The sequence below is a fragment of the Pseudomonas sp. 5C2 genome, assembly GCF_034314155.1.
Lineage (GTDB): Bacteria > Pseudomonadota > Gammaproteobacteria > Pseudomonadales > Pseudomonadaceae > Aquipseudomonas.
This window is the reverse complement of sequence record NZ_JAVIWH010000002.1, coordinates 1,448,066-1,470,723: the sequence shown is the minus strand read 5'-3', so window position 1 is coordinate 1,470,723 and position 22,658 is coordinate 1,448,066. Positions and strand designations below refer to the sequence as shown.

Genomic DNA, 22,658 nt, shown 5'->3' with positions numbered 1-22,658 from the left:
GGTGACCTCGTTCGCAGGTGTTCGGGGGAAGGAAAGCTTCGGCAACAATGCCAAACACTGCGGGCTCTTGGCAATCAGGGCCGGTATAGATGCGCATGTCCGGCCCGATAGAGCGACGATTCGGCGAACTGGTCATTGGCCAATACCCTGCCTACCAGAATCAATGCCGTGCGGCGAAACCCTTTGGCGCGAACTTTCTCCTGGATGTCGGCGAGCGTTCCGAGTACCCAATCCTGATCCGGCCAACTGGCGCGATGGACCACGGCAATCGGGCAATCAGCGCCGTAGTGCGGGGTCAGTTCGGCGACAATTTTTGCCAGGTTCTTGACCCCTAGATGAATCGCCATGGTCGCCCGATGCTGCGCCAGGCTTGCCAGCTCCTCGCCCGCAGGCATGGAGGTTTTATCGGCATAGCGGGTCAGGATCACACTCTGAGAGATATCCGGCAGCGTCAGTTCGGTGCCCAACAGTGCGGCGCAGGCAGCGGTGGCGGTAACGCCGGGGATGATTTCGAAGGGGATATCCAGTTCGCGCAGGTAACGAATCTGCTCGCCAATCGCGCCATACAGACTGGGATCGCCGGAGTGCACCCGAGCGACATCGAAGCCTTGTTCATGAGCGGATTTCATCGCGGCGATGATCTGCTCCAGGTGTAACTCGGCGCTATTGATCACCTGTACCGCCTGATGCCCTTCAAGGACAGCGGTCGGTACCAGTGAGCCGGCGTAGATAATCACCGGGCAACTGCGGATCAGGCGCTGGCCTTTGACCGTGATCAGTTCCGGGTCACCGGGGCCTGCGCCGATAAAAAAAACGGTCATGGGTGCTCCAGAATCCAGCCTTAGGCTTTTGAGTGGGAGTGAAAACGGACAGATTATCGACGATTGAGTACGTCACCGGCCAAGGCAAATGTCGCTTGCTGGTTTTTCTGCCGGGTGATCAGTAATTCGCCATGACGTCCACCAAGGCGCTGTAACAGCGCCAATGCACTGCTTTCGGCCACGCCGTAGCAACCGGTGTGGGCGAACGCGATGGCAGAACGATGACTGAGTCGCGCGTCGAAACAGCTCAACTCTGCTGCACTGAAAAACACCAGTGGCAGACCCAGACGCTCTGCCAACGCCAGCAAACCCGGCTCAGAACGTTTCAGGTCAATGGAGGCGAGGGCAGTGATGGCTTCAATTTTCAGCCCATGACCCTGCAAAGCCTGTTCAATCAGTTCCAGCAGTCGGCTTGCAGGGCAACCGCGCTGGCAGCCGAGGCCGACCGCCAGGGTCGGCACCGAGTGCTGCCGGGTCATGCGCCGTGATTGACGTGTTGGGCGTTCACTTCATGATTATTGCGGCGGAACAGCCAAGCACTGATCAGACCCAAGGCGATCCAGAACAGGGCATTGGTCAGCAGCGAGGCGATCTTGAACTGAGCTTCCAGAGCTTCAGGGGCCAGGCTCTCATGCACGTCTGGTTGCGGTGCACCCATCACGTGTGGCACCAGCAGGATCGCTACACCCAGCACCTTCAGCAACCAATGTTTGCTGAACACGATCAGTGCCAAGGCGACGGCAGTAGATGCCGCTGTGCTCACCCACCAGATTTGTCGCTGAACCAGATCAGCCGCCGCAGTCCCCGGCAGCTCAGGTGGCAGGCCCAGGGTCGGCGCGAGAACGAACACGGCAAACCCGGCCAGCCCCCACAGTATCCCCTGAGACGTACGGCCCGGCGCACGTAGGGTGTAAAGCCCCGCCAGCATCAATGCAAAACCGACTGCGACCACCAGGTTGCCTCCGGTGGTGGACAAGACACGTTGCCAGCCGTCTTGAGGTTCCCATGCCTCGGCGTCGTGAACATGGCCTGCGCCAACGCCTTCAGCGTGTTCATGGGCCTGCTCTGTCGGTGCTTTCTCATAGGACTCCGCTTGCAGAATCAGCGGCGCAACCCAGACGCTTTGCAGCAGCGTCAACAACAGTGCGGCGAACAGACCCGTGAACCCGGCCGTTTGAGCGATACGCTTGAACATGGCGGCAGGTCTCAATGGCAAGGGAAGGCAGAGCTGTGGCGGGTGTCGTGCGCCGCGTTGTGGACGGCATTGATATGCGAGAAGCCGGCGAAGTAGACCAGAAAGGCACCCAGCAGGAGGGCGCTGACGGCAGCCGTCAGGCGTCGGGTCTGAGTGGAGGTGGTTGTAGCTGAGTGGCTGATAGTGCTGATCGACATGGCGCTTCCCTCAAGTGTCGGCAAGTAGGCAAGCGCATGAAAACCCCACTGACAGGCGTCAGTAGAGGTTCAACAGCGCCCGCCCACCGCGGGTTTGTCAGATGATTTGTCGGGCCGGTCTCCGGGCTTGCGAGGGGTCCGTGCAGCCTGACCATCAAGAATCACCTTCCCATGCCGGACTGCTGGCACAGTGGATCTGATTCTTCACTCGCTTACCGTTGCGGGGGCAGCGCCGGACTTGCTTATGCCTGTTGGCATGAAGCGCACCGGTTTCCCGTTTCACCCTGTGAAGGGCACCCGAAACAAGGCCGTAGGAAAACATGAGCACGCACAGGAGTCAATCCAGAGCATCTGCGGCTTAGTCGGTGATTGACCTGTCCGCAGCCACTGCGTAGCCTTGCTCGTTCGAGGTGCTCCGGTATGCGCGGAGCTAAAAGGGAACGCGGTTCAAGCCGCGGCTGCCCCCGCAACTGTAAACGGTCATGTTCATTGCACTGCCACTGCACGCGTGTGGGAAGGCGCTATGAACGCGTGTCGGACGCTTTTTATAGGCCGTCAACACGCCACCGTCAGCCAGGAGACCTGCCTCGGAACAAGATTCTCACTACAACCGGGCGGGGTGATCCGGTGGCGAATTGATCTGCGTGCATGTGCTACGTGGTTATCGTCCTGTTTGCCCGCCGCTTTGCCAAAGGGCATCCGATGAAATCACTGGCCAAACTTCCCGTTACTATCGTTACCGGTTTCCTCGGGTCGGGCAAAACCACGTTGCTGCGGCACATCCTCGACAACGCGGAAGGTCGGCGCATCGCGGTGATCGTCAACGAATTCGGCGAACTGGGCATCGATGGCGACATTCTCAAGCAATGCACCATTGGCTGCACCGAAGAAGAAGCCAGCGGTCGTGTGTATGAGTTGGCCAACGGTTGCCTGTGCTGCACGGTTCAGGAAGAGTTCTTCCCGGTCATGCGCGAATTGGTTGCCCGTCGCGGCGACCTGGATCACATCCTGATTGAAACCTCTGGCCTGGCATTGCCAAAACCTTTGGTTCAAGCGTTTCAGTGGCCAGAAATTCGTAACGCCTGCACGGTCGATGCGGTGATTACCGTGGTCGACAGCCCTGCGGTGTTGGCAGGCACTTTCGCTGCATTCCCGGATCAAGTCGACGCACAGCGCAAACTCGACCCGAACCTTGACCATGAGTCGCCACTGCACGAGTTGTTCGCCGATCAACTGGCGAGCGCGGACCTGGTCATCCTCAACAAAGCCGACATGCTTGATGCGGCAGGCTTGGCGACCGTCCGCGCTGAAGTCTCCGAAGAACTGCCACCCGCGGTCAAAGTGATCGAAGCCAGCAGCGGTCGTTTGCCCATCAGCGTGTTGCTGGGGCTGGGCGCCGAGTCGGAGGTGCATATCGATAGCCGCCGCACCCACCATGATCATCACGAAGGCGATGACCATGACGACCATGATCATGATGCGTTCGATTCGATCTCGATCAAATTGCCGCAGGCCGACGAAAGCCTGTTGCTGGACGCCTTGACGCAACTGGTGGTGCAGCACGGTATTTTGCGGGTCAAGGGTTTCGCGGCGATTCCGGGCAAACCGATGCGCTTGCTGATTCAAGGCGTCGGGACGCGCTTCGACAAGCATTTCGACCGTGCCTGGCGTACCGAGGAAGAACGTGCGACCCATCTGGTGTTGATTGGTCAGGAACTCGACGCCGGCGTTCTCGAAGCCCAACTGCACGCAGCGGTTGCCGGCTGACTTATGCATTTACTGAGAACCCAACCTGGCGGCTTTGTACCTGACGACAGCATCGCTGATCTGGGGCAAACCCCGGCCGAGCTTGTGATTCTCTGCAGCGGCGATTCACATTTGGCGTTGCTCGCCGAGGCGGCGCAACAGTTGCCTGAGGATTACCCCAGTCTGCGTCTGGCCAACCCGATGCAAGTGCAAAATCACGCGTCAGTGGACATGTACGTCGATCAAGTTCTACGGCATGCCAAGGTCATCCTGATTTCCCTGCATGGCGGCATTGGGTATTGGCGTTATGGCGTCGAGCGTCTGGTGGAGCTTGCGGGACAGGGGGTGCAGCTTATTCTGGTGCCGGGCGATGATCGTCCGGACCCGGAGCTGAGCGGCTTGAGCACTGTTGCCGCGGAAGAAGGCGAGCGGCTCTGGCATTTCCTTCGCCAGGGCGGTATGCACAACGCGCTTGAGCTGTATCGTTGTTTGGCAAACTGTTGGCTGGGCCGCGATTATCCTTGGGCAGAACCTCAAGCTTTGCCACGTACCGCGATCTACCATCCGCACAAGGCCAATGCCAAGCTGAGTGACTGGCAGGCCGATTGGCATACTGCTCAGCCCGTCGTGGCGTTGTTGTTCTATCGGTCCCATCTGCAAGCGGCCAACACCGGCTTTGTCGACGTGTTCTGCGCCCGTTTGCAGGCACAGGGTTTGAATCCTTTACCCATCGCGGTCGCCAGCCTGAAAGAACCGGGCTGCCTGACGGTGGTGGAAGACCTGCTTGATGAGGTCGGTGCCGCGCTCATCCTGAATACCACCGGCTTCGCTCAATCCAGCCCTGAAGCCCCCCATGTGCGACCGTTTCGGCGCAATGTTCCGGTGATCCAGGCCATCTGCGCCCAGGACAATGAACCCGCGTGGTCCGCCAGCGAGCAAGGACTGGGTCCACGGGACCTGGCGATGCATATCGCGTTGCCCGAGCTGGATGGGCGGATCATCAGCCGGCCGATCAGTTTCAAGGATCTGGCCTGGCACAGCGAGCGCAGCCAATCCGATGTGGTGTGTTATCGCGCCCAGCCCGAGCGCATGGATTTTGTTGCCGAACTGGCGCGACGCTGGATTGATTTGGCGCGTCTGCCCAATCAACACAAGCGCGTCGCGTTGATTCTGGCCAATTACCCCACCCGCGACGGTCGGATCGGTAATGGCGTTGGTTTGGACACGCCAGCAGCCGCGCTGAATATTTTGCGCGCGTTGCAAACCGAGGGTTATCCGCTGGCGCCGTTGCCTGAAAGTGGCACGGCCTTGATCCATGCGTTGCTCGGTGGAGTGACCAATGATCTGGACAGCATTGATCTGCGCCCGTGTCAGCAAAGCATGGGGCTGGACGAGTATCAGGCTGCGTTCAATGACTTGCCTGTTGCCAATCGCGAGGCAGTGACCGCCCGCTGGGGCGCGCCGCAGGGCGACCCGATGTTTCGCGCAGGCCGAATGATGGTCGCGGGGCTGCGTTTTGGCCTGACGTTTGTGGGTATTCAGCCCGCGCGGGGTTACCAAGTAGACGCCAGCGCGGTCTATCACGACCCCGACCTGGTGCCGCCCCATGGTTATTTGGCGTTCTACTTCTGGTTGCGCAAAGTCTACGGCGCGCATGCCGTGGTGCACGTGGGCAAACACGGCAATCTCGAATGGCTGCCGGGCAAAGGTGTCGGCCTGTCGCAAAATTGCTGGCCGGACGCCGTGTTGGGTGCGATGCCGAACATCTATCCGTTCATCGTCAACGACCCTGGTGAGGGCGCTCAGGCCAAGCGCCGGACCCAGGCAGTGATCATTGATCACTTGATGCCGCCACTGACCCGGGCCGAAACCTACGGTCCGCTGCGTGATCTGGAAGTGCTCGCCGATGAATATTACGAAGCTCAACTGCTCGATCCACGCCGTGCAGGCGAACTGCAACGAGACATCCTCAAGCTGGTGCGTGAAACCCGGATCGATCGTGAACTGCAACTGGACGAGGCGCTCAACGCCGATGCGGATGCTGCCCTCTGGTTGCCACGTCTGGACACTTACCTGTGTGATCTGAAGGAATCGCAGATTCGCGATGGCCTGCATATCTTCGGCGAATCGCCCAGCGGGCGTCTGCGCATCGACACCTTGCTCGCGTTGCTCCGGATCCCTCGCGGTGATGGCCGTGGCGCGCAATCGAGCCTGTTGCGCGCCCTGAGCAAAGCTTTCGAACTGAACTTCGACCCTCTGGACTGCGTGCTGTCAGAGCCCTGGAGTGGGCCTCGCCCTGCGTCACTGTTGGATATCAGCGCCGAACCCTGGCGCACGGCGGGTGATACGCGTGAGCGGCTGGAGTTGTATGCAGCGTGGCTGATCGAGCAGGTGTTGATGCTAAATCCTATCAGTGAGTTGACTAAAAACAATGACTTGGCACTTATTCTTTATAATTTAAGCGAAGTTGTTGCGCCACGGCTGGATGCCTGCGGTCCTGCGGAAATGCAGGGTCTACTGGACGCGTTGAGCGGTCTATTCGTTCCGGCAGGGCCCAGCGGTTCCCCCAGCCGTGGGCGCCTGGATGTGCTGCCTACCGGGCGTAATTTCTTTTCCGTGGACGTGCGTAATCTGCCAACCACGACCGCGTGGCGTATCGGTTTTCAATCGGCGAACCTGCTGCTGGAGCGGCACTTGCAGGATCACGGCGATCACCTGCGTCAGCTGGGTCTGTCCGTCTGGGGTACAGCGACCATGCGCACCGGCGGTGACGATATTGCCCAGGCCATGGCCCTGATGGGGGTCCGTCCAGTCTGGGCCACGGGCAGCCAGCGGGTCGACGACTTTGAAATCCTGCCTCTGAGCCTGCTCGACCGGCCTCGGGTGGACGTGACATTGCGCGTCTCCGGCTTTTTTCGCGACGCATTCGCCAACCTGATCCGCCTGTTCGATGCTGCGGTTCAAGCGGTCGCCGCCCTTGATGAGCCGGATGAACTCAATCCACTGGCGGCCAAGGTGCGCGAAGAACGCCAGGCGTTTGAGAGCAACGGTTTGAGTGCCGACGATGCCGCACGACAGGCTGGTTGGCGCATTTTCGGCGCCAAGCCGGGTGCTTATGGTGCCGGCGTGCAAGGCGCTATCGACGGGCGCTTATGGCAAAGTCGCGAAGATCTGGCCGAGGTCTACCTGAACTGGGGCGGTTACGCGTATGGGGGCGCTGATGAAGGCACGCCAGCGCGCGAGCGTTTTGCTCAGCGATTGTCCCACGTACAAGCCGTGCTGCAGAACCAGGACAATCGCGAGCATGACCTGCTCGACTCCAACGACTATTACCAGTTTCAAGGTGGCATGCTCGCCGCCGTGGAAAGCCTCAGCGGACATAAAGCCGCCAGCTACCATGGCGACCACAGTCAGCCGGACTTACCAAAAATCCGCACCCTGAAAGAGGAGTTGAACCGGGTCGTGCGTGCGCGCGCGGCCAATCCAAAGTGGATTGAAGGGGTCAAGCGCCACGGCTATAAAGGCGCGTTCGAGATGGCCGCGACGGTGGACTTTCTGTTTGCTTTCGACGCCACCACGCATTTGATTGATGATCACCAGTACGCATTGCTGGCCGATGCCTATTTGTTGGACCCTTCGACCCGTGCATTCATTGAGCAGCACAACCCTGATGCGTTACGCGATATCACCGAGCGCATGCTGGAAGCTCAGCAGCGTGGGTTATGGGAGGCGCCGGGTGAGTACCGCCAGGCGCTGGAAAACCTGCTGCTGGATATAGAAGAACACTGATGATTTTCGAGAGACGAGCATGAACGATATCCCGCATTTCCCATTGGCTGCGGTGGTCGGTGCCGAAGAGCTGAAACTGGCGCTGTGTTTGACAGCTATCGACCCCAGGATTGGTGGCATCCTGATCGAAGGCCCGCGCGGCATGGCCAAGTCAACGCTTGCGCGAGGTTTGGCCGATTTGCTGGCCAGCGGGCAATTTGTCACGTTGCCGCTGGGCGCGACAGAGGAGCGCCTGGTGGGCACGCTGGACCTGGATGCGGTCCTCGGAGAAGGCCGGGCGCAGTTCTCGCCAGGTGTGTTGGCTAAAGCGAATGACGGGGTGCTGTATGTCGACGAGGTCAATCTGCTGGCCGACCATCTGGTCGATTTGCTGCTGGATGTCGCGGCCAGCGGGACCAACATTGTCGAGCGCGATGGCATCTCCCATCGTCATCCGGCGCGGTTTGTCCTGATTGGGACGATGAACCCGGAAGAGGGAGAGCTGCGCCCCCAATTGCTGGATCGCTTCGGTTTGAACGTGGTGTTGAGTGGCCCTACGGTCCCGGCCGAGCGTGGAAAAATCATTCGCCGACGACTGGATTTCGATGCCGATCCTGTTGCGTTCTGTGAGCAGTGGGCGGATCAACAGAACGCCTTGAAACAGCGTTGCGAACAGGCGCGCGCGCTACTGCCGACAGTCCCTCTGGACGATCAGGCACTTGGGCAGATTACCGAGCGCTGTTTTGCCGCGGGTGTGGACGGGTTGCGTGCGGATTTGGTCTGGCTACGTGCGGCACGCGCTCATGCAGCCTGGCGCGGTGCCCGGCAGATCATGGTTGAGGATATCGATGCGGTCGCTGAGTTTGCCCTGCGTCATCGCCGTAGCACCGGCTCGCCATCTGCAAAAGCTCCACCGCCTGCCGAGGCTCCGCCGACCCCGCCGCAAGCAACGCCTGGCAATACCCCGCCTGACGAGCAGAGTGAGAGTCTGGAAGGCGGGCAGGGCAGTTGGGGCGAGATGCCCGCGCAGGCGATGCCTGTCGGTATGCGCCGAGAAGTGCCGAGCTGGCCAAAAAAGCCGTAGGCATCCGCCCTCATTCGACACCGGGGGCGGATGCCACGCCTCAGCCAGGAAGACTCAGTGGCGGCAGAACCGGTGCGGCCCGCGACGGGTCCGGTGGCGCCATCGATTGGTTGCCGACCCTGTTGCGCGGACGCCCTAAACGGCGCAAAGACCTGATTCGAAAGCCGCGTAGCAGTCGTCCTCAGGCGCTATGGCTGGTCATTGTCGATGCATCCGCCTCGACCCGGCGCTATCAGGCCTTGAGTCAGGCCAAAGGTCTGTTGAGTCAGCTGTTCGATGATGCTTACCGTCGCCGCGTCCGCTTGGCATTGCTCACCGCCAGCGGCAATGCCCCGCACTGGCAACATCAAGGCCTCAAAGCATCCGCCGCACTACTGCCCTGGCTTAACGCACTGGGCGCGGGGGGTGGCACGCCGCTGCTCGACGCACTGGAACAAGCTGCACACTGGCTCACTTTGCGTCAAAAACAGCACCCGACCGAACAGCAACGCCTGTTGCTGTTGACAGATGGCCGCATCAAGGCTCTGCCGGTTGTGCCTGAGCTGAGTTGCCCGAGCCTGCTGATAGACATAGAGCAGGGGCCGATTCGCCTGGGGCGCGCGGTGCAACTGGCCTCAGCATTAGGGGCTGAGTATTGTCATATTGAATCGTTAACTCGGGTTCGCTGAAAGCTCTGAAAGCACTGCTCTGCAGTGCTTTCAGAGACGAGTTACTTCAATTCACTCTGGCATGGTCCAGGGCATCAGGCGGTAGCCTTCCTGACTGATTTCTGCCCGGGCTTGCTCCAGCAGACTTTCCAGTTGAACAGGGTCACTATAGGTGCTGCTTGGGATCTGTTTGCGCCCGATTCGGGTATTGGTGCGGTCGATGACGGTCAGGCTCAGCTCGCCGTTACCGTCTTGCGGTGCCCAAGCGACGCATTGAAAGGGTTCGAAGGCATGACCCGCGATCAAAAGAGCTTCGTTAAAGCGCAGTGGGGTGTTCATGAGCGTTTCTCTCCGTGCCCAAATAAATTCAATCGCCGCCGAGGGGTGGGCTTACCGTTCGGCTGGTTACTTGTACTGATGATGCAAGAGGTCAGATAAGTCACAATAGTCTGTCGATAATTTAATAATTCCCTACCAACGGTACCCCTTGCCGCTTGCGGCCTGCCGCGCATCGCCGACGACTGTGTGGAGCAAAGTCAGTGCGCATAATTAGTAGACTGAATAATTGAATGAACCACCTGATTTTTTTAGTTCTTTTTGGAATGGCGCTTATAGTTAAACGGTACAAGCGTGTGTCAAATTTTTGCTAATGTAACAGCCAGCTTTGCCAACTTACTGTTTATAAAACGATTTCTAAATATTGGCGCCAAGGAACCTCTATGCATGAATCGGCTCCACTACGTCGCCTATTGGTCGTCGACCCTTGCGATGATTGCCATCGTTTGATTCCCGCACTCCGTGAGGCTGGCTGGGACGTGCACAGCAGCACCCTCGAGTTAGCCGCAGAGCAAACCTGCGACGTCGGCTTGATCCGTCTGATGCCTTACCACGTTGAACACCCTGAAGCAGTCAAGGAGTTGATCAGCCGCAGCAATACTGAATGGATTGCGGTGCTCAGCCCCGATGAGTTACGTCTGCAAAAGGTGGGTGATTTTGTTTGTGAGTGGTTTTTCGACTTCCATACCCTGCCGTTCGATGTTTCAAGGGTGCAAGTAACCCTTGGCCGCGCGTATGGCATGGCGAGACTTCGCGGGCAGGGAGCGGCCCATGTCCATGAGCCTGAACATGAGCTGTTGGGCGAAAGCCGCCCGATTCGTGAATTACGCAAGTTATTGAGCAAGCTGGCGCCGACCGAGTCTCCAGTTCTGATTCGGGGGGAGAGTGGCACCGGCAAAGAACTGGTAGCCCGGACCTTGCACCAGCAGTCCCAACGCAAAGGCAAGCCGTTCGTTGCGATCAACTGCGGCGCCATTCCTGAACATTTGATTCAGTCCGAGCTGTTCGGCCATGAGAAAGGCGCTTTTACGGGCGCCCATCAGCGCAAGATCGGACGAATCGAAGCCGCCAACGGCGGGACTCTGTTCCTTGATGAGATCGGCGATCTTCCACTGGAATTACAGGCCAATTTGCTGCGGTTTCTCCAAGAAAAACATATCGAGAGAGTCGGCGGGCGTGATCCGATCGCAGTTGACGTTCGTGTGTTGGCCGCCACCCACGTCGACCTTGAAGCGGCTATTCGCCAAGGGCGGTTTCGTGAAGATCTGTATTACCGCCTGAATGTCTTGCAAGTGGTCACCGCACCTTTGCGTGAGCGGTACGGAGATCTGGCGATGTTGGCCAATCATTTCGCCCACGTCTACAGTCAGGAAACCGGCCGTCGCCCACGTAGTTTCAGTCAGGATGCGCTGGTCGCGATGGGCAAGCATGACTGGCCCGGTAACGTTCGCGAGTTGGCTAATCGGGTACGGCGTGGCTTGGTATTGGCCGAGGGGCGACAAATCGAGGCCGCCGACCTGGGGCTGGTCGGCAACCAGGAGGTCACTGCCGCCATGGGCACCCTTGATGATTATAAGTCCCGTGCGGAGCGTCAGGCATTGTGTGATGTGTTGACTCGTCACAGCGATAACCTGAGTGTTGCCGCCAAAGTATTGGGTGTGTCGCGGCCGACTTTTTACAGATTGCTGCACAAACATCAGATTCGCTGATGTGTTCAACTCCCTCCTAAAAAACCCGCGATCATCGCGGGTTTTTTAGTTGAGGCGGCGGACAAAGGGATCAGAAGTAGTACGGGAATTTCAGGCTGAAGGTAAAGTTCGGCGCATCGTTGGTCAGGCCAATGGAAAGATTGGGCACGATGGTCAGTTTGTCTGATACAGCCATGGTCATGCCAATGTTGAAGTACCCCGCATTGGCATCACTGTTGCTGACTGTTTGCCATCCCTGGCCTTGCTGTTGGATCTTGCTTTTCATCGCGATGAGATCAGACACCGAAAACGACATGCTCATTTTCTCGTTCAGGGCGAAGGCAATACCGGCCCCCACTTGGAACGTATCGCCCAGTTTGACGTTGCCTGGGACCTTAGTGCCTTGAGTGGGGCTGATATCGCCGAATGACTCTTCCATGTTGTAGGTATAAGCGATGCTGCCGAACAGGACCGCAGGGTCGATGGTTTTGATCAGAGAGAGGCCCGGTGTCAATGACCATACGCCATTGCCGGTTGGTAGACTTTCAGGTGTCGAGAGGTTGTCGTTCTGACTGGACGTATGCAACTTGATGCCATAGGGCTCTTTGCCGGTAGGCGCCTTTAGACGCAGGGTAAAGATCGCATCCGGCGTGTCGGCGGTTTCATCAAGAAACTTATAGGCGATCCCGGCGTTGATATCACCCAAGGTCGGATCACGTTTTTCGCTGACTTCGGATATCTGACTTGTCGAGTTGCCAGCACCGGATGAAGAGTAGGTGGTATCCCGGTAAATAACGGGTACGTTGAGATCGACTTGCCAACGCTGGTCGAAGTTGTAGCGTCCGGTCAAGTCCAGGGTCCAGTTGTCGGCCTTGATCTTGTCGATACCGATATTGCCCAGAAAAATCGAATCCAGTGCCAGAAAACCATTAAGGATCAGTTGATTAGTGTCGTAGTGGGCATAGGTTATGCCGGTTTCCAGGCTGAACTTACCCCCACCAAAAAAACCGCTGGCTTCGTCGTACAGGTTGCTCACGCTTTGTGCCGGTTGCGAGTCATCTTTAAGTGCCTGACCGTAAGAGCTGCCTGTCCCCGTCGCACGGCCATCGCTGCTGGCAACGGCAACACCGCTGCCCTTATTTGCAGGATTTGCAGGGGTCGCCGGCGAGCGCACCAGTCGTTTGGGCTGAGGCGTCGCTGGCTGATCTTCAACTTGGCGGACCCGCTGTTCAAGCACCATCAGTGCCTTTTGTTGCACATCGTAGCGTTGTTTCAACTCAAGAAGTTCTTGCTTCAATGTCTCGACATCAGTGTCTGCTGCCTGGGTAAATGTCGCGGGCAACAGCGCACTCAAACAAACAACCGCGCGAAACGAGAACGAACGATACATAAGAGTAGCCATCCCTGTGAGCTGTTTTATGAATCAGAGCGTAGATCAATAACCCGCAGACCGGAGGTTCTTTAATTGATCCAGATTACAATTCAGCGTACCAGTGGAGGGTAAGTCGTTGCGTAGCACAATATTCAATTGCGTCAAGTTTTGAACTTGATTACTCGTCCCTATTAGATTGGTCGCCTGCAGAACACCGCCTGCGGCAATACGTTGCATCGAGTCGCCCTGGTTATTGCCGGCCTGAATGGCCAATTGCACGCCACCATTGCTGGACGAAATCGTCAGGTTGCCAGCGCGGTTGGCCTCCGTGATCGTTGCGCCGCTGGTCAATACCTGACCCTGGTTTGCGGTTAGAGCTGGCGCCAGGCCGTTCTGCTGGACGTTGATAGCAACGTTGTTACTGGCACTGTTACCGTCGCCAGCAGTGCGTGTACTTTGCGTCACGCCCTGATTAGCGGTGAGTCCTCCACCCCCAGTGATTGAGCCGGTACCGTCAGTAGACGTTGACCCATTCCCCTTTTGGTTGATGAGTGACACATAAAATTGCGGCTTTATCGTGTTTTGTTGCATGTGCAGTGTGGTTTGTGCGCCGAGTACATCCCCCGCGGCATTTTGCCAAGTACTGGTCATGGTCATGCCGAAATAAACAATGCGGTCCGGCATCACATAACGACCGCGTAACTGGGCCAATTCTTGATCCTTGAGTTCTATGGGCTTTAAGACCGACGTGGCATACGTCGGCAGGCTAGCAACCATGCAGGCAGCAGCCAGCCAGTGGTGGATTTTCATGTGCGGCTCCCTTTTGCCCTTTTATTATTAGAAGAAATCACTTTGCAAAAAGCCAAACTCCATTAACTCCGCATCCTTGACCGGGTTAAAGGTATCCACGCGACCTCTGGCAGTTAATGGCAACGGCGGATCCAGCAGGGCATTATGTTTGTCATACCCAGGCCCGATGATCGCGAAAATGATGCCGTTCCAGCCTTTGGTGAAGTCTTCACGGGAATAGCGTTTGTGGCCGAGCACGGGATCACCGATGTACACCCAATTCTTCTCAGTCTTTTGCAGCACGACGAAATGCTTATAGCCGCGAATGTCCATCAGCACCACGACCGGAATGGTCAGGCGGTCCAGGCTTTCCGAAGGAATTCGGTAGCCACGGGCACGCATGCCGATGCTTTCGACGTAGCGTTTCATATCGAGCATGGAGAAACCCTGTGTACGCACAAGGTCCTGGTCCGCAGTGAGCAGCATGCCTTCGATAAGCTGGTTCTCGGTCACGTCCAGCCAGTAGGCCTGACGCAACACTGTCGCCAGCGCGGCAGCGCCACAGCTGAAGTCAGTTTTTTGTTCCACCAGATCGCTAAAACGCCGTTCGCGCATGCTCTGAACGTGCTTGTAGACTAGATTGGCACCCGGCAAACCGGGAACCGCCATTTGACCTGCTTGTGACAGGCCGGCAATCAATAACAGGCAGAAGAGGGCGATACTGCGCATGATCATTACGCCTTGGACGTTTGAGTCTCTTTAGCAAAGTAAGACTTCCAACAACGCTTTGGAAAAGGGGTTCTCTTGCGAGAACCCCTGATTACCGTCGCGCTTACATGCAGGCTTTGCAGCCTGCGGCGATGGACAGCGAGTTGCTTTGTTGGTTGCCGATGCCCGAGGAAACGTTGGCGCCGACGTTACCCGACACATTGTTCAGCGAGTTGCTCAGGGTCGCGCTGTTGGTCACAGGGTTTGCCCAACCGGTAGGGGTCAACACCTGATAAGTCGCTACGCCGCTCAACTCCACAGTGCCACTTTCAGTGAAGGCCAATTTGTTTTTGTCATTGTTACTGCGGCTGTCATTGTGGCCCCAACCACCACCATGGCTGTCGTTGTCGTACACGTAGCCTTCCCCTGTACCTTTATAGCTGCCTTTCACATCGACAGTGGATTTGAGGGTGGTTTTTTCATAACTACGATCAGCATAGTTATTAACCGAGGTGCCGCTAGAAGTTTGGTTGGCCGATGCCGAAGCTGTTGCCACCCGACCACCGGACACTGCAATCGCCAGATTGTTTTTCTGTTGGTTGTAGTCGCCAGACGTCACGTTGATACCAATGTTGCCGGAGCTGCCATTGGCCGAGTTCGAGAGGGTGGTGGTGGTCTGGGTGGAATAGTTGGCAGCAGTGTTACCGCTGTTGGTCTGGGTGGCACTGGATGCAGAGATCGCGCTACCGAAAATGAAAGTTTGATCGGCCGTGGCGATGGCGGCAGCGTTATCCTGTTGGTTAGCGTCGCCGCCCGCAACGTTAATCCCCAAATTGCCATTGGCGTTGGAACCCGAGCTATCGACCGTGGCACTGTTACGAGTGCCTTGGTTGAGGGTCGTGTTGTCATGGCTGCTTTGTGAATCCATCACCGTTGCGGCAGAGCCTGCATTGATCAGAAGCCCGAGCAGGGGGCTAGGATCATTGTTGTCATGGCCGTTGTTGTTGCCACCGCGCCCGTCGGCTTGTGCTGCTACAGCCATGATTGCTGCCAGTGCGAAGACCAGAGGCTTGATTGCCATTGTAGGTTTCATGGTGTTTCTCCATTCTTATGGGATTGCTAAGTGTTGGAACGTTGTATTGCTGTATTGCTGTATTGCTTTGGGTCAGTTGGAGACCCTTACGCTCAGGGTGTTGACCGATTGGTTCCCCACCCCAGCGCTCTGGTTCAACTGAACAACCCCTCGACTACCGGTGAAGGCCTGATCGCTGGTAGCGACCTGGCGGTTGCCAGGGGAGTGCTCGGTTGTGCCGGAGCCTTGCAACAGCGCCACGTTTTGCTGTGACAGAACGCTGTCGTCGATGCTTTGCGCCTGGGCACTGATGCTCAGGCGCACTGCGTTAATTTGTTGGTTATTGGCGCCGGAAGACTGGTTGACCCCCAGGATCCCGCTGCCATTACTGAAGGCGTTGCCTTCGATGGCTGATCGCGGGTTTCGTAGCGGATCGATCCGGGTATTGAGTTGTTGATGATATTGGCCAGTGGCCTGTGCTTCAGTGCCAATGGCGATGGCCCGACCGTTGATTTGTTGCTGTTGATCGCCAGCGGCCTGGTTTACGGAAAAGTTGCCTTGATAATTCTGCCCAACACTGCCGATGACCGCCTGATCAACCACCGGGGCGTTCGAGTCGGCCAAAACCGCACAAGAGCAGAACATGGCTACTATGAGGAATGAGCGGGTCATCTCAGTGGTCTCCCGTCATCATGCGCAATGGAGCAAGACCTTGCTGGACGGCACCGGTGACCTGACCGCCTATACCGCTGGTGGCACCGCCTGAATGACCGGCACCCAAGCCTGCGGTTACCCCTCGATCGACAGTATTCAAGCCGCGGAGGGTGCCGTTGGGCATAAGCATGTGATTGATAGTTGCGCCGCTGGTGACAGTGGCGAAGTCACCGTCTGACAACTCACCATTGTTCAGTGCCCCCGTGACCCGGCTGGAAACGTTAGTGTTAACCGTGGTGGGATTCGGGTCTGGACGCATCAGTGAGCGGGTGGCGACGTGGGGCTGAACTGTGCGCTCCAGAACAATAACGCCATCGCCTGCATGTGCTGAAGGAATAAGGGACGCGCCGCTGACGCACCCGATGAATACGAGGCCAAACATGCCCTTTTCTAAACGCCCCATGACTGTTCTTCCTTAGTTGATGCGCTGGCCCTAATCAGCGATGCAAGAAAGAGAGCAGGAGCTGTGCCGCTTTTAATAGTGTTAGATAAATCAAAGGGTTGAGCGTGATAGCTCAAAGACTTTCAATGTCAGTGTAATGATTGTGAAACAGATTCAATTGGATAGAAGAAGCTGTGCATGAGGGCTTGAAGGCGATTACTCTCGTTGCCTGTTGTATCAGCGGCTTAACAGATTTATCGTTAAATCGCTAAACCGCTCTGGCTCGGGCTTTTAACGTGAGCGGGGTGTTTCATAAATGGACAATCAATACGGCGTATTGATCCTGGCGTAGCTTATTGCACCCTCAATAAGGCACTAACGGCGGCAAATACCTGTTCGCGCCGACTGTTCTGCTCGCCATTGATTACGCAGTACGGTTGTTGATTGAGATTCAGCCAATGCTGGCTGGCTGCAAAAAACGCCTGGCGTTCACTCAAGGTCGGCTGGCAGCGCTGACCGTCGCTGATCCAGTCGACTCCTTCTGGCGCCAATAGCACGTGTAAATCGTAATGGCGGGCTAATAGCTGTTGTTCGAGCCAGCCAGGGCAATCGCCGAATAAAGTTTTGCTCCAGAGCATATTGCTCAGCAGATGGGTGTCGAGAATAAGCAACTCAGGCTGCCTCGCTCGAGCAGCGTCTTCCCAAGCCAACTGACCTTCTGCAATGCGCTGGATATCGGCGTAGCAAGTATCCCGGGCCTGTTGCTCGATGAAGTAGCGAACATATTCACCCACCCATTCACCGCCGAAGCTGGCTTGTATCTGGGCCGCGAACCAGCTTTTGCCACTGGACTCAGGTCCCGTCAGCACCAGCACTTTCATCGGGCTGCCACAGCCTGATGATTGCGCCATTCGCGCCAGCCCAGTAAGGCGATCAGCATAAATAGCGCATACAGTGCCGCAGTGAGGTACAGGCTCTTATAAAGGAACAGGCCAACGAAAATCACATCCAGCACCATCCACAGAGGCCAGCACTGGATGCGTTTTTGCGCCATCCATACCTGGGCCACCAAACTGAAACCGGTCAGCGCGGCGTCCAGCCAGGGTTGTGCTGCGTCGGTAAAGTGGGCCATTGCAGCGCCTAACGCCAGGCTGAGCAACGCGCCCAGTGCCAGACTGAACAACAGCGGACCGGTTCCCAGATACGTGATGACGCGACCCTGTTGCACTTCGCTTCGCCGGGTCCATTGCCACCAACCGTAAAGCTGCAACACGGCATAGATCATTTGCAAAAGCATGTCCGAGTACAGCTTCACCTCGAAGAAAACCCAAGAATAAAGCAGCACCATGACCAGGCCGATGGGCCAGCCCCAGGCATTCTGTTTCACTGTCAGCCAGACGGCGATCACGCCTAGTGCAGCCGCGAACAGTTCAAGCCCGGACATGACTACTCCTTAGGGGGCAACGAGTGGGAATCGGAGGGCGATTGTAAGCGGATAAGCGCAAGGCAAGGGGGATGGTTGTACAACAACGGGTGTGAGGGGGTGTGAGGCAGGGCACTTATAACAAGTGCCCTCATACATCCTGTGAGATAAGGTCTATACCCGGAACTGCCCCAGCAATCGATTCAACTGATTGCTCAGGTCCCGCAGGTGCACACTGGCTTCGCTGGAACGTTCCGCAGCGTAGGTGGTGTTCTGTGACAGACCAGCCGCCTGAGTGACGTTTTGATTGATGTCCTCGACCACGTGCGCCTGTTGTAGGGTCGCGCTGGCGATCGAGGCGTTCAGGCCATTGAGGTTGCGCAATGCCTGAGCGATCGAGTTCAGGCTTTCACCAGCCTGGCTGGCTTGCTCGATGGTTAACTGCGAAGCGTGACTGCTGTCGCCGATGACTTTGACTGCCGCATCGGAATGGTGTTGGAGGCGCTCAATCATCGACTGAATTTCAGCCGTCGATTTTTGCGTGCGTTGTGCCAACAGGCGCACCTCATCGGCTACCACAGCAAAGCCGCGCCCTTGTTCGCCGGCGCGGGCGGCTTCAATGGCAGCATTCAACGCCAGCAGGTTGGTCTGGTCGGCGATAGAACGAATCACCTCCAGGACACTGCCGATCTGTGTGCTTTCTGCCGCGAGGGTTTGAATAACGGTCACCGCCTGGGTGATGGTGCTAGACAATTGATCGATCTGGCGCAGGCTGCTGTCGATATTGATCTGCCCTTGTTTGGCCTGGGCTTCGGCGTCGCGCATTTCGCTGGCGGCCTGTTCGGCGTTTTTCGCGACATCCTGTACGCCATAGGTCACTTCATTGATGGCCGTGGCCACCAATTCCATTTGTTGCGACTGTTGCTGACTGTGAGATTGAGCCTGGCTTGCATTGCTGCCCAGTTCAGTAGCTGCCTGGCCCAATGCCGCAGCAGCTTCCAGCAATTGGCGAACGACCGTATGCATTTTTGTGGTGAAGGCGTTGAAGTGGGTCGCGAGCTGCGTGACTTCGTCATGACCGTGAGTATCCAGACTCCGCGTCAGATCACTTTCACCACTGGCGATGTTGGCCATGGCGTCGACGGCATCCTGTAATGGCCGGACAATGCTTCGGGAAATCATGACCACCAGCAGCGCCATGACCAGTGCAATGCTCAGGCCAGCTATGGATGCTTTCCATACTTGGCCGTAGAACTCGGCCTGCATATCGTCGATGTATACGCCGGAACCGAGTATCCAGCCCCAAGGCTCGAACAATTTCACGTAAGAGGTTTTCTCCACGGGTTCGCTGGAGCCAGGTTTCGGCCAGCGATAGCCGATGTGACCTGCACCTTTGGTTTTGGCGACAGTCACCATCTCGTTAAATAGAGCAATGCCATCCGGATCTTTGATGCCAGACAGGTCCTGGCCCTCAAGCTTCTGATTGACCGGGTGCATGATCATCACCGGTCGCAGATCGTTGATCCAAAAATATTCGTTCTGGTTGTAACGCAACCCGCGTACCGCAGCCTGGGCTTGTTGCTGAGCTTGTTCACGAGTGAGCTTGCCGGAGGTTTCCTGGTCGTGGAAGTACGAGAGGATGCCACCGGCGGCCTCTACAATCTGCTGGGTTTTTTCCGCTTTGGCGGCATACAGGTCAGTGTGGATCTGCTTGAGCATCAAAGCCCCAAGCGTCAACAGCATCAGCACAGAGACCACTAGGATCAGCCACAACCGACGGCTGATCGACAAACTGCGCAAGCTATTCATGAAACTCCACTCCTTCAAATATTGTTCTTTTTTTGCCGTGCAGCCGGATCAAAGTATGCACCACACGGGGCACGCTAGAGCGTTAATTCATCATGTCTGATAGGCTTTCGGCATTGTTCGACTAAACATGAGTGGCTCACGTGTTTTTCACGTTATGGCAATCATCATGTTGGTCCTGCGCACATAGCATGTCTTGTCTGCAATCGTATTGAAAATACTAAAGGGGCATGCCAAGAGCACTGCTTCATGGGGGAATGATGGATATTTGGACTGCCGCACAGGCGTTGATTCTTGGAGTTGTAGAAGGGTTGACCGAGTTTTTGCCGGTCTCCAGCACTGGCCACCAGATTATTGTTGCGGACTTGATCAATTTTGGTGGTGAGAGGGCGATGGCCTTCAACATCATTATCCAGTTGGGGGCGATTCTGGCGGTGGTCTGGGAGTTCCGACGCAAGATTATCGATGTGGTTATCGGGCTGCCTAAACAGTCGGAAGCGCAACGTTTCACGGTCAACCTGATTATTGGTGTCCTCCCGGCCATTGTACTTGGGGTGTTGTTTGCCGATTTGATTCACAAATACCTGTTCAATCCGATCACCGTCGCGACAGCCTTGGTGGTGGGCGGGGTGATTATGTTGTGGGCCGAGCGCCGCCAACATGTCGTGCGCGCTGAAACCGTCGATGAAATGACCTGGGTCGATGCCCTGAAAGTGGGTTGTGCTCAGTGTCTGGCGATGATTCCCGGCACCTCGCGTTCTGGCGCAACCATCATCGGTGGGCTGCTGTTCGGCCTGTCACGCAAGGCGGCTACCGAGTTCTCGTTCTTCCTCGCCATGCCAACCATGGTCGGTGCGGCGGTCTATTCGGCCTATAAATATCGCACGTTGTTTCAGCACGATGATTTGCCGGTGATTGCCATTGGTTTTGTGACCTCGTTTATTTTCGCCATGATCGCAGTTCGCGCGCTGCTCAAGTTCATCTCCACCCATACCTATGCGGTATTTGCCTGGTATCGGATCGCTTTCGGTCTGGTGATTCTGGCGACCTGGCAGTTTGGCTGGATCGACTGGTCCTCCGCGGCCGCTTAAGGATCAGACCTATGGAGCAACGCACGCAGTCTCAAGGAACGTCTGGACAGGGCAAGCCGGGCGCCGATGCACGCCGGCCTAAGCAGTCGGTGCAGCATGTTCGGCTCAAGCTCTTCATCCTCTTGGGGTTGTGCGCGTTGCCAGGCTTCGGCGCACTGTCGATGGCAATCAGGGGCGTTTCGGCGATCCCTGCCAGCGGTTACGCAGTGATGAGCTTGCTGGCGTTCTTTCTCTATTGGCACGATAAAAACAGGGCCCGCAATGACGGCTGGCGCACGCCGGAGAAAGTCCTGCATGGCGTCGAGTTGCTGGGCGGCTGGCCGGGAGCCCTGCTGGCACAGCAACGCTTTCGGCACAAAACCCGCAAACTCTCTTATCAAGCCGTGTTCTGGCTGATCGTCATGCTGCATCAGGTATTCTGGATCGACCTCTTGTTTCTGCAAGGCAACTTCCTGGCCCGCCATTTCTCATGACACCTTCAAACCAACCTGTCGGATTTTGGCCAATTTGCTCACCACTGACTGATGCGAGCGTGTCAGCAGATCGCGCAACTCGTTGTCGCTCAGGGGGTAGGGCGGTGCCACGCTGATCCAGTATGCACGCGCCAGATAGGGCGCGGGGCGGATACCCGGCCGATCGACATAACCCAGAAACAGCTCGGCACCTATCTTGAACGACAGCCCGGCGCCTGCCAGATCAAGCACGGCGAACATCTTGTTTGTGGCCACTGAAAACACTCGGGTGCCCCCCCATTTGTAATCCTCGCGAGCACCGGGCAGTTGCAGGCAAAACTGTGCAACTTGTTCAGGATTCATCCTCGCCTTCCTCTCTATCGGTGGCAGTCAATCATGACCGTGCAAGTCATCAGTGAACGCGCTGCTGATGTGATCGATCCACGCCCTCACCGCCGGAAGCATGCCGCGCCGCTGAGTATAAGCCGCTTGCAGGTGTCCTCCCGGCAGTGACCAATCGGGCAGCAACTGAATCAGACGACCGTCAGCCAATTCTTCACGGCAGTTCATCATCGGCAACATGGTTAGACCCAGGCCACTCAAGGCGGCGCTTTTGCGGATAGGGAAATCATCGATGGCCAGGCGCGCCTCAATCGCGACTTCACATCGCTCGCCGCTGCTGTGGACCAGATCGTAGTGAACCATCCGATCAGCCTCGATAGCGCCCAGTACCGGCAGGCTTGCCAGGTCCCGAGGTGTACTGACGACACGGCCGGCCAGCAACGTGGGTGACGCTACCAGAGCGGCGAGAGCCGGTGCCAGCTGGCGTACGATCAGGCTGGGGTCTTCATCGCCGATGTCGCGCACCCGTAGCGCGACATCAATGCCCTCATTCACCAGATCGACACGTCGATTGACCAGCAACATTTCCAGCTGGACCTGTGGGTGACTTGCCAGAAACGAGCTGATCACGTTGGCCAGATTCCAATGGGTCAAACCGACCGGGCAGGACACCCGCAGCCGCCCGCGAGGTTCGGCCGACAGTGATGCGACCGCTTCATCGGCCATTTCCGCTTCCAGCAACATAGCTTGGCAATGCTGCAGATAACGCTCGCCAACCGCCGTCAGCGACAGCTTGCGTGTTGTGCGTTGCAGCAGGCTCGCGTTGAGGCGGGTTTCCAGCTCGGCGATACGTCGAGACAGGCGGGACTTGGGAATGCCAAGCAAACGCCCCGCAGCCGCGAAACCTCCAGCCTCAACGACTTTTGCGAAGTAATAAAGATCGTTAAGGTCTTGCATACAGATGCCTCGACTGTTCTATACATAGGACAATCTATCGCATTTACGCTGACTAATCAGGAATTGGT

The 22,658-nt window shown here is 57.1% G+C and carries 23 protein-coding genes, 1 pseudogene and 2 riboswitches; of the genes and pseudogenes, 7 read left to right on the top strand and 17 right to left on the bottom strand.

Going from position 1 to position 22,658, the window contains the following annotated elements; all coding sequences use genetic code 11:
* Positions 1–74 precede the first annotated feature (74 nt).
* From cobM to RGU44_RS07405, 4 genes are read right to left on the bottom strand one after another with little or no spacing between them, the layout of a single operon-like run.
* Positions 75–821 carry a precorrin-4 C(11)-methyltransferase gene (cobM, locus tag RGU44_RS07420; protein WP_322216486.1) on the bottom strand — a complete coding sequence of 249 codons (747 nt, stop codon included), beginning with the start codon at positions 819–821 and terminating at the stop codon, positions 75–77.
* A gap of 53 nt (positions 822–874) precedes the next feature.
* Positions 875–1,300, bottom strand: a complete 426-nt coding sequence (locus RGU44_RS07415; protein ID WP_322179162.1) for a cobalamin biosynthesis protein — start codon at positions 1,298–1,300, stop codon at positions 875–877.
* On the bottom strand, positions 1,297–2,016 hold the full coding sequence (locus tag RGU44_RS07410) for a CbtA family protein (protein WP_322179163.1): 720 nt from the start codon (positions 2,014–2,016) through the stop codon (positions 1,297–1,299). Before RGU44_RS07410 ends, RGU44_RS07415 begins: the two co-directional genes overlap by 4 nt.
* 11 nt (positions 2,017–2,027) lie before the next feature.
* Entirely contained in the window at positions 2,028–2,213 is a 186-nt protein-coding gene (locus RGU44_RS07405; RefSeq protein ID WP_219059772.1) for a CbtB domain-containing protein, read from the bottom strand.
* A 94-nt stretch (positions 2,214–2,307) separates the two neighbouring features.
* Positions 2,308–2,529, bottom strand: a riboswitch (cobalamin riboswitch).
* A 75-nt stretch (positions 2,530–2,604) separates the two neighbouring features.
* Positions 2,605–2,818, top strand: a riboswitch (cobalamin riboswitch).
* A gap of 97 nt (positions 2,819–2,915) precedes the next feature.
* On the opposite strand from RGU44_RS07405, the gene cobW reads away from it, so the two are divergent.
* The 4 genes from cobW (at position 2,916) to RGU44_RS07385 (ending at position 9,479) form a co-directional block, all read left to right on the top strand.
* Entirely contained in the window at positions 2,916–3,980 is a 1,065-nt protein-coding gene (cobW, locus tag RGU44_RS07400) for a cobalamin biosynthesis protein CobW (protein WP_322217788.1), read from the top strand.
* A 3-nt stretch (positions 3,981–3,983) separates the two neighbouring features.
* Positions 3,984–7,748, top strand: coding sequence for a cobaltochelatase subunit CobN (gene cobN / locus RGU44_RS07395; RefSeq protein WP_322216484.1), 3,765 nt, complete (start codon positions 3,984–3,986; stop codon positions 7,746–7,748).
* 19 nt (positions 7,749–7,767) lie between these two features.
* Positions 7,768–8,811, top strand: coding sequence for an ATP-binding protein (locus tag RGU44_RS07390; RefSeq protein ID WP_322216482.1), 1,044 nt, complete (start codon positions 7,768–7,770; stop codon positions 8,809–8,811).
* 101 nt (positions 8,812–8,912) lie between these two features.
* Positions 8,913–9,479, top strand: coding sequence for a vWA domain-containing protein (locus tag RGU44_RS07385; RefSeq protein ID WP_322217787.1), 567 nt, complete (start codon positions 8,913–8,915; stop codon positions 9,477–9,479).
* 51 nt (positions 9,480–9,530) lie between these two features.
* Here RGU44_RS07385 and RGU44_RS07380 read toward each other — a convergent pair whose 3' ends face one another.
* The gene (locus RGU44_RS07380) at positions 9,531–9,797 is read right to left on the bottom strand and encodes a hypothetical protein (RefSeq protein WP_322179177.1); all 267 of its coding nucleotides are present in this window, start codon (positions 9,795–9,797) and stop codon (positions 9,531–9,533) included.
* 380 nt (positions 9,798–10,177) lie between these two features.
* On the opposite strand from RGU44_RS07380, the gene RGU44_RS07375 reads away from it, so the two are divergent.
* Complete coding sequence (locus RGU44_RS07375) at positions 10,178–11,503, top strand: sigma-54 dependent transcriptional regulator (protein ID WP_322179178.1); 1,326 nt, start codon at positions 10,178–10,180, stop codon at positions 11,501–11,503.
* A 70-nt stretch (positions 11,504–11,573) separates the two neighbouring features.
* Here RGU44_RS07375 and RGU44_RS07370 read toward each other — a convergent pair whose 3' ends face one another.
* From RGU44_RS07370 to RGU44_RS24965, 10 genes and pseudogenes are all read right to left on the bottom strand, one after another.
* Positions 11,574–12,872, bottom strand: a complete 1,299-nt coding sequence (locus tag RGU44_RS07370) for a hypothetical protein (RefSeq protein ID WP_322179179.1) — start codon at positions 12,870–12,872, stop codon at positions 11,574–11,576.
* A 45-nt stretch (positions 12,873–12,917) separates the two neighbouring features.
* Positions 12,918–13,664 carry a hypothetical protein gene (locus RGU44_RS07365; RefSeq protein WP_322179180.1) on the bottom strand — a complete coding sequence of 249 codons (747 nt, stop codon included), beginning with the start codon at positions 13,662–13,664 and terminating at the stop codon, positions 12,918–12,920.
* Between the two features lie 27 nt (positions 13,665–13,691).
* Positions 13,692–14,372, bottom strand: a complete 681-nt coding sequence (locus tag RGU44_RS07360; RefSeq protein WP_322179181.1) for a C39 family peptidase — start codon at positions 14,370–14,372, stop codon at positions 13,692–13,694.
* A gap of 103 nt (positions 14,373–14,475) precedes the next feature.
* Positions 14,476–15,444 (bottom strand): heme utilization protein, encoded by a 969-nt coding sequence (locus RGU44_RS07355; protein ID WP_322179182.1) that lies wholly within the window; start codon positions 15,442–15,444, stop codon positions 14,476–14,478.
* Between the two features lie 72 nt (positions 15,445–15,516).
* Positions 15,517–16,095, bottom strand: a complete 579-nt coding sequence (locus tag RGU44_RS07350) for an adhesin (protein WP_322179183.1) — start codon at positions 16,093–16,095, stop codon at positions 15,517–15,519.
* A gap of 1 nt (position 16,096) precedes the next feature.
* Positions 16,097–16,540, bottom strand: coding sequence for a hypothetical protein (locus RGU44_RS07345; RefSeq protein ID WP_322179184.1), 444 nt, complete (start codon positions 16,538–16,540; stop codon positions 16,097–16,099).
* A 332-nt stretch (positions 16,541–16,872) separates the two neighbouring features.
* The gene (locus RGU44_RS07340; RefSeq protein WP_322216480.1) at positions 16,873–17,400 is read right to left on the bottom strand and encodes an AAA family ATPase; all 528 of its coding nucleotides are present in this window, start codon (positions 17,398–17,400) and stop codon (positions 16,873–16,875) included.
* On the bottom strand, positions 17,397–17,963 hold the full coding sequence (gene pnuC, locus RGU44_RS07335; RefSeq protein ID WP_322179186.1) for a nicotinamide riboside transporter PnuC: 567 nt from the start codon (positions 17,961–17,963) through the stop codon (positions 17,397–17,399). The genes RGU44_RS07340 and pnuC overlap by 4 nt, the downstream gene beginning before the upstream one ends.
* 153 nt (positions 17,964–18,116) lie before the next feature.
* Complete coding sequence (locus RGU44_RS24970; RefSeq protein WP_416194634.1) at positions 18,117–18,851, bottom strand: methyl-accepting chemotaxis protein; 735 nt, start codon at positions 18,849–18,851, stop codon at positions 18,117–18,119.
* A 126-nt stretch (positions 18,852–18,977) separates the two neighbouring features.
* A pseudogene (locus RGU44_RS24965) lies at positions 18,978–19,661 on the bottom strand (cache domain-containing protein); the annotation flags it as partial.
* Positions 19,662–20,008: 347 nt separating this feature from the next.
* On the opposite strand from RGU44_RS24965, the gene RGU44_RS07325 reads away from it, so the two are divergent.
* Both RGU44_RS07325 and RGU44_RS07320 read left to right on the top strand, forming a co-directional pair.
* Positions 20,009–20,839 carry an undecaprenyl-diphosphate phosphatase gene (locus RGU44_RS07325; protein ID WP_322216478.1) on the top strand — a complete coding sequence of 277 codons (831 nt, stop codon included), beginning with the start codon at positions 20,009–20,011 and terminating at the stop codon, positions 20,837–20,839.
* An 11-nt stretch (positions 20,840–20,850) separates the two neighbouring features.
* Positions 20,851–21,312 (top strand): DUF1294 domain-containing protein, encoded by a 462-nt coding sequence (locus RGU44_RS07320; protein WP_322179189.1) that lies wholly within the window; start codon positions 20,851–20,853, stop codon positions 21,310–21,312.
* Here RGU44_RS07320 and RGU44_RS07315 read toward each other — a convergent pair.
* A complete protein-coding gene (locus RGU44_RS07315; protein ID WP_322179190.1) occupies positions 21,307–21,654 on the bottom strand; it encodes an MmcQ/YjbR family DNA-binding protein in 348 nt (115 codons plus the stop codon). The two genes, RGU44_RS07320 and RGU44_RS07315, sit on opposite strands and share 6 nt — an antisense overlap.
* Before the next feature lie 27 nt (positions 21,655–21,681).
* On the bottom strand, positions 21,682–22,590 hold the full coding sequence (locus RGU44_RS07310) for a LysR substrate-binding domain-containing protein (protein WP_322216476.1): 909 nt from the start codon (positions 22,588–22,590) through the stop codon (positions 21,682–21,684).
* Positions 22,591–22,658 lie beyond the last annotated feature (68 nt).

What these genes read in the sequence shown, in the direction of transcription:
- RGU44_RS07415 (WP_322179162.1), bottom strand. Translation starts at nt 1,300, where the DNA reads ATGACCCGGCAGCACTCGGTGCCGACCCTGGCGGTCGGCCTCGGCTGC.
- RGU44_RS07380 (WP_322179177.1), bottom strand. Translation starts at nt 9,797, where the DNA reads ATGAACACCCCACTGCGCTTTAACGAAGCTCTTTTGATCGCGGGTCAT.
- RGU44_RS07320 (WP_322179189.1), top strand. Translation starts at nt 20,851, where the DNA reads ATGGAGCAACGCACGCAGTCTCAAGGAACGTCTGGACAGGGCAAGCCG.
- RGU44_RS07365 (WP_322179180.1), bottom strand. Translation starts at nt 13,664, where the DNA reads ATGAAAATCCACCACTGGCTGGCTGCTGCCTGCATGGTTGCTAGCCTG.
- RGU44_RS07315 (WP_322179190.1), bottom strand. Translation starts at nt 21,654, where the DNA reads ATGAATCCTGAACAAGTTGCACAGTTTTGCCTGCAACTGCCCGGTGCT.
- RGU44_RS07350 (WP_322179183.1), bottom strand. Translation starts at nt 16,095, where the DNA reads ATGACCCGCTCATTCCTCATAGTAGCCATGTTCTGCTCTTGTGCGGTT.
- RGU44_RS24970 (WP_416194634.1), bottom strand. Translation starts at nt 18,851, where the DNA reads ATGGAATTGGTGGCCACGGCCATCAATGAAGTGACCTATGGCGTACAG.
- cobW (WP_322217788.1), top strand. Translation starts at nt 2,916, where the DNA reads ATGAAATCACTGGCCAAACTTCCCGTTACTATCGTTACCGGTTTCCTC.
- RGU44_RS07375 (WP_322179178.1), top strand. Translation starts at nt 10,178, where the DNA reads ATGCATGAATCGGCTCCACTACGTCGCCTATTGGTCGTCGACCCTTGC.
- cobN (WP_322216484.1), top strand. Translation starts at nt 3,984, where the DNA reads ATGCATTTACTGAGAACCCAACCTGGCGGCTTTGTACCTGACGACAGC.
- RGU44_RS07345 (WP_322179184.1), bottom strand. Translation starts at nt 16,540, where the DNA reads ATGGGGCGTTTAGAAAAGGGCATGTTTGGCCTCGTATTCATCGGGTGC.
- RGU44_RS07355 (WP_322179182.1), bottom strand. Translation starts at nt 15,444, where the DNA reads ATGAAACCTACAATGGCAATCAAGCCTCTGGTCTTCGCACTGGCAGCA.
- cobM (WP_322216486.1), bottom strand. Translation starts at nt 821, where the DNA reads ATGACCGTTTTTTTTATCGGCGCAGGCCCCGGTGACCCGGAACTGATC.
- RGU44_RS07310 (WP_322216476.1), bottom strand. Translation starts at nt 22,590, where the DNA reads ATGCAAGACCTTAACGATCTTTATTACTTCGCAAAAGTCGTTGAGGCT.
- RGU44_RS07325 (WP_322216478.1), top strand. Translation starts at nt 20,009, where the DNA reads ATGGATATTTGGACTGCCGCACAGGCGTTGATTCTTGGAGTTGTAGAA.
- RGU44_RS07360 (WP_322179181.1), bottom strand. Translation starts at nt 14,372, where the DNA reads ATGCGCAGTATCGCCCTCTTCTGCCTGTTATTGATTGCCGGCCTGTCA.
- RGU44_RS07370 (WP_322179179.1), bottom strand. Translation starts at nt 12,872, where the DNA reads ATGTATCGTTCGTTCTCGTTTCGCGCGGTTGTTTGTTTGAGTGCGCTG.
- pnuC (WP_322179186.1), bottom strand. Translation starts at nt 17,963, where the DNA reads ATGTCCGGGCTTGAACTGTTCGCGGCTGCACTAGGCGTGATCGCCGTC.
- RGU44_RS07410 (WP_322179163.1), bottom strand. Translation starts at nt 2,016, where the DNA reads ATGTTCAAGCGTATCGCTCAAACGGCCGGGTTCACGGGTCTGTTCGCC.
- RGU44_RS07405 (WP_219059772.1), bottom strand. Translation starts at nt 2,213, where the DNA reads ATGTCGATCAGCACTATCAGCCACTCAGCTACAACCACCTCCACTCAG.
- RGU44_RS07390 (WP_322216482.1), top strand. Translation starts at nt 7,768, where the DNA reads ATGAACGATATCCCGCATTTCCCATTGGCTGCGGTGGTCGGTGCCGAA.
- RGU44_RS07340 (WP_322216480.1), bottom strand. Translation starts at nt 17,400, where the DNA reads ATGAAAGTGCTGGTGCTGACGGGACCTGAGTCCAGTGGCAAAAGCTGG.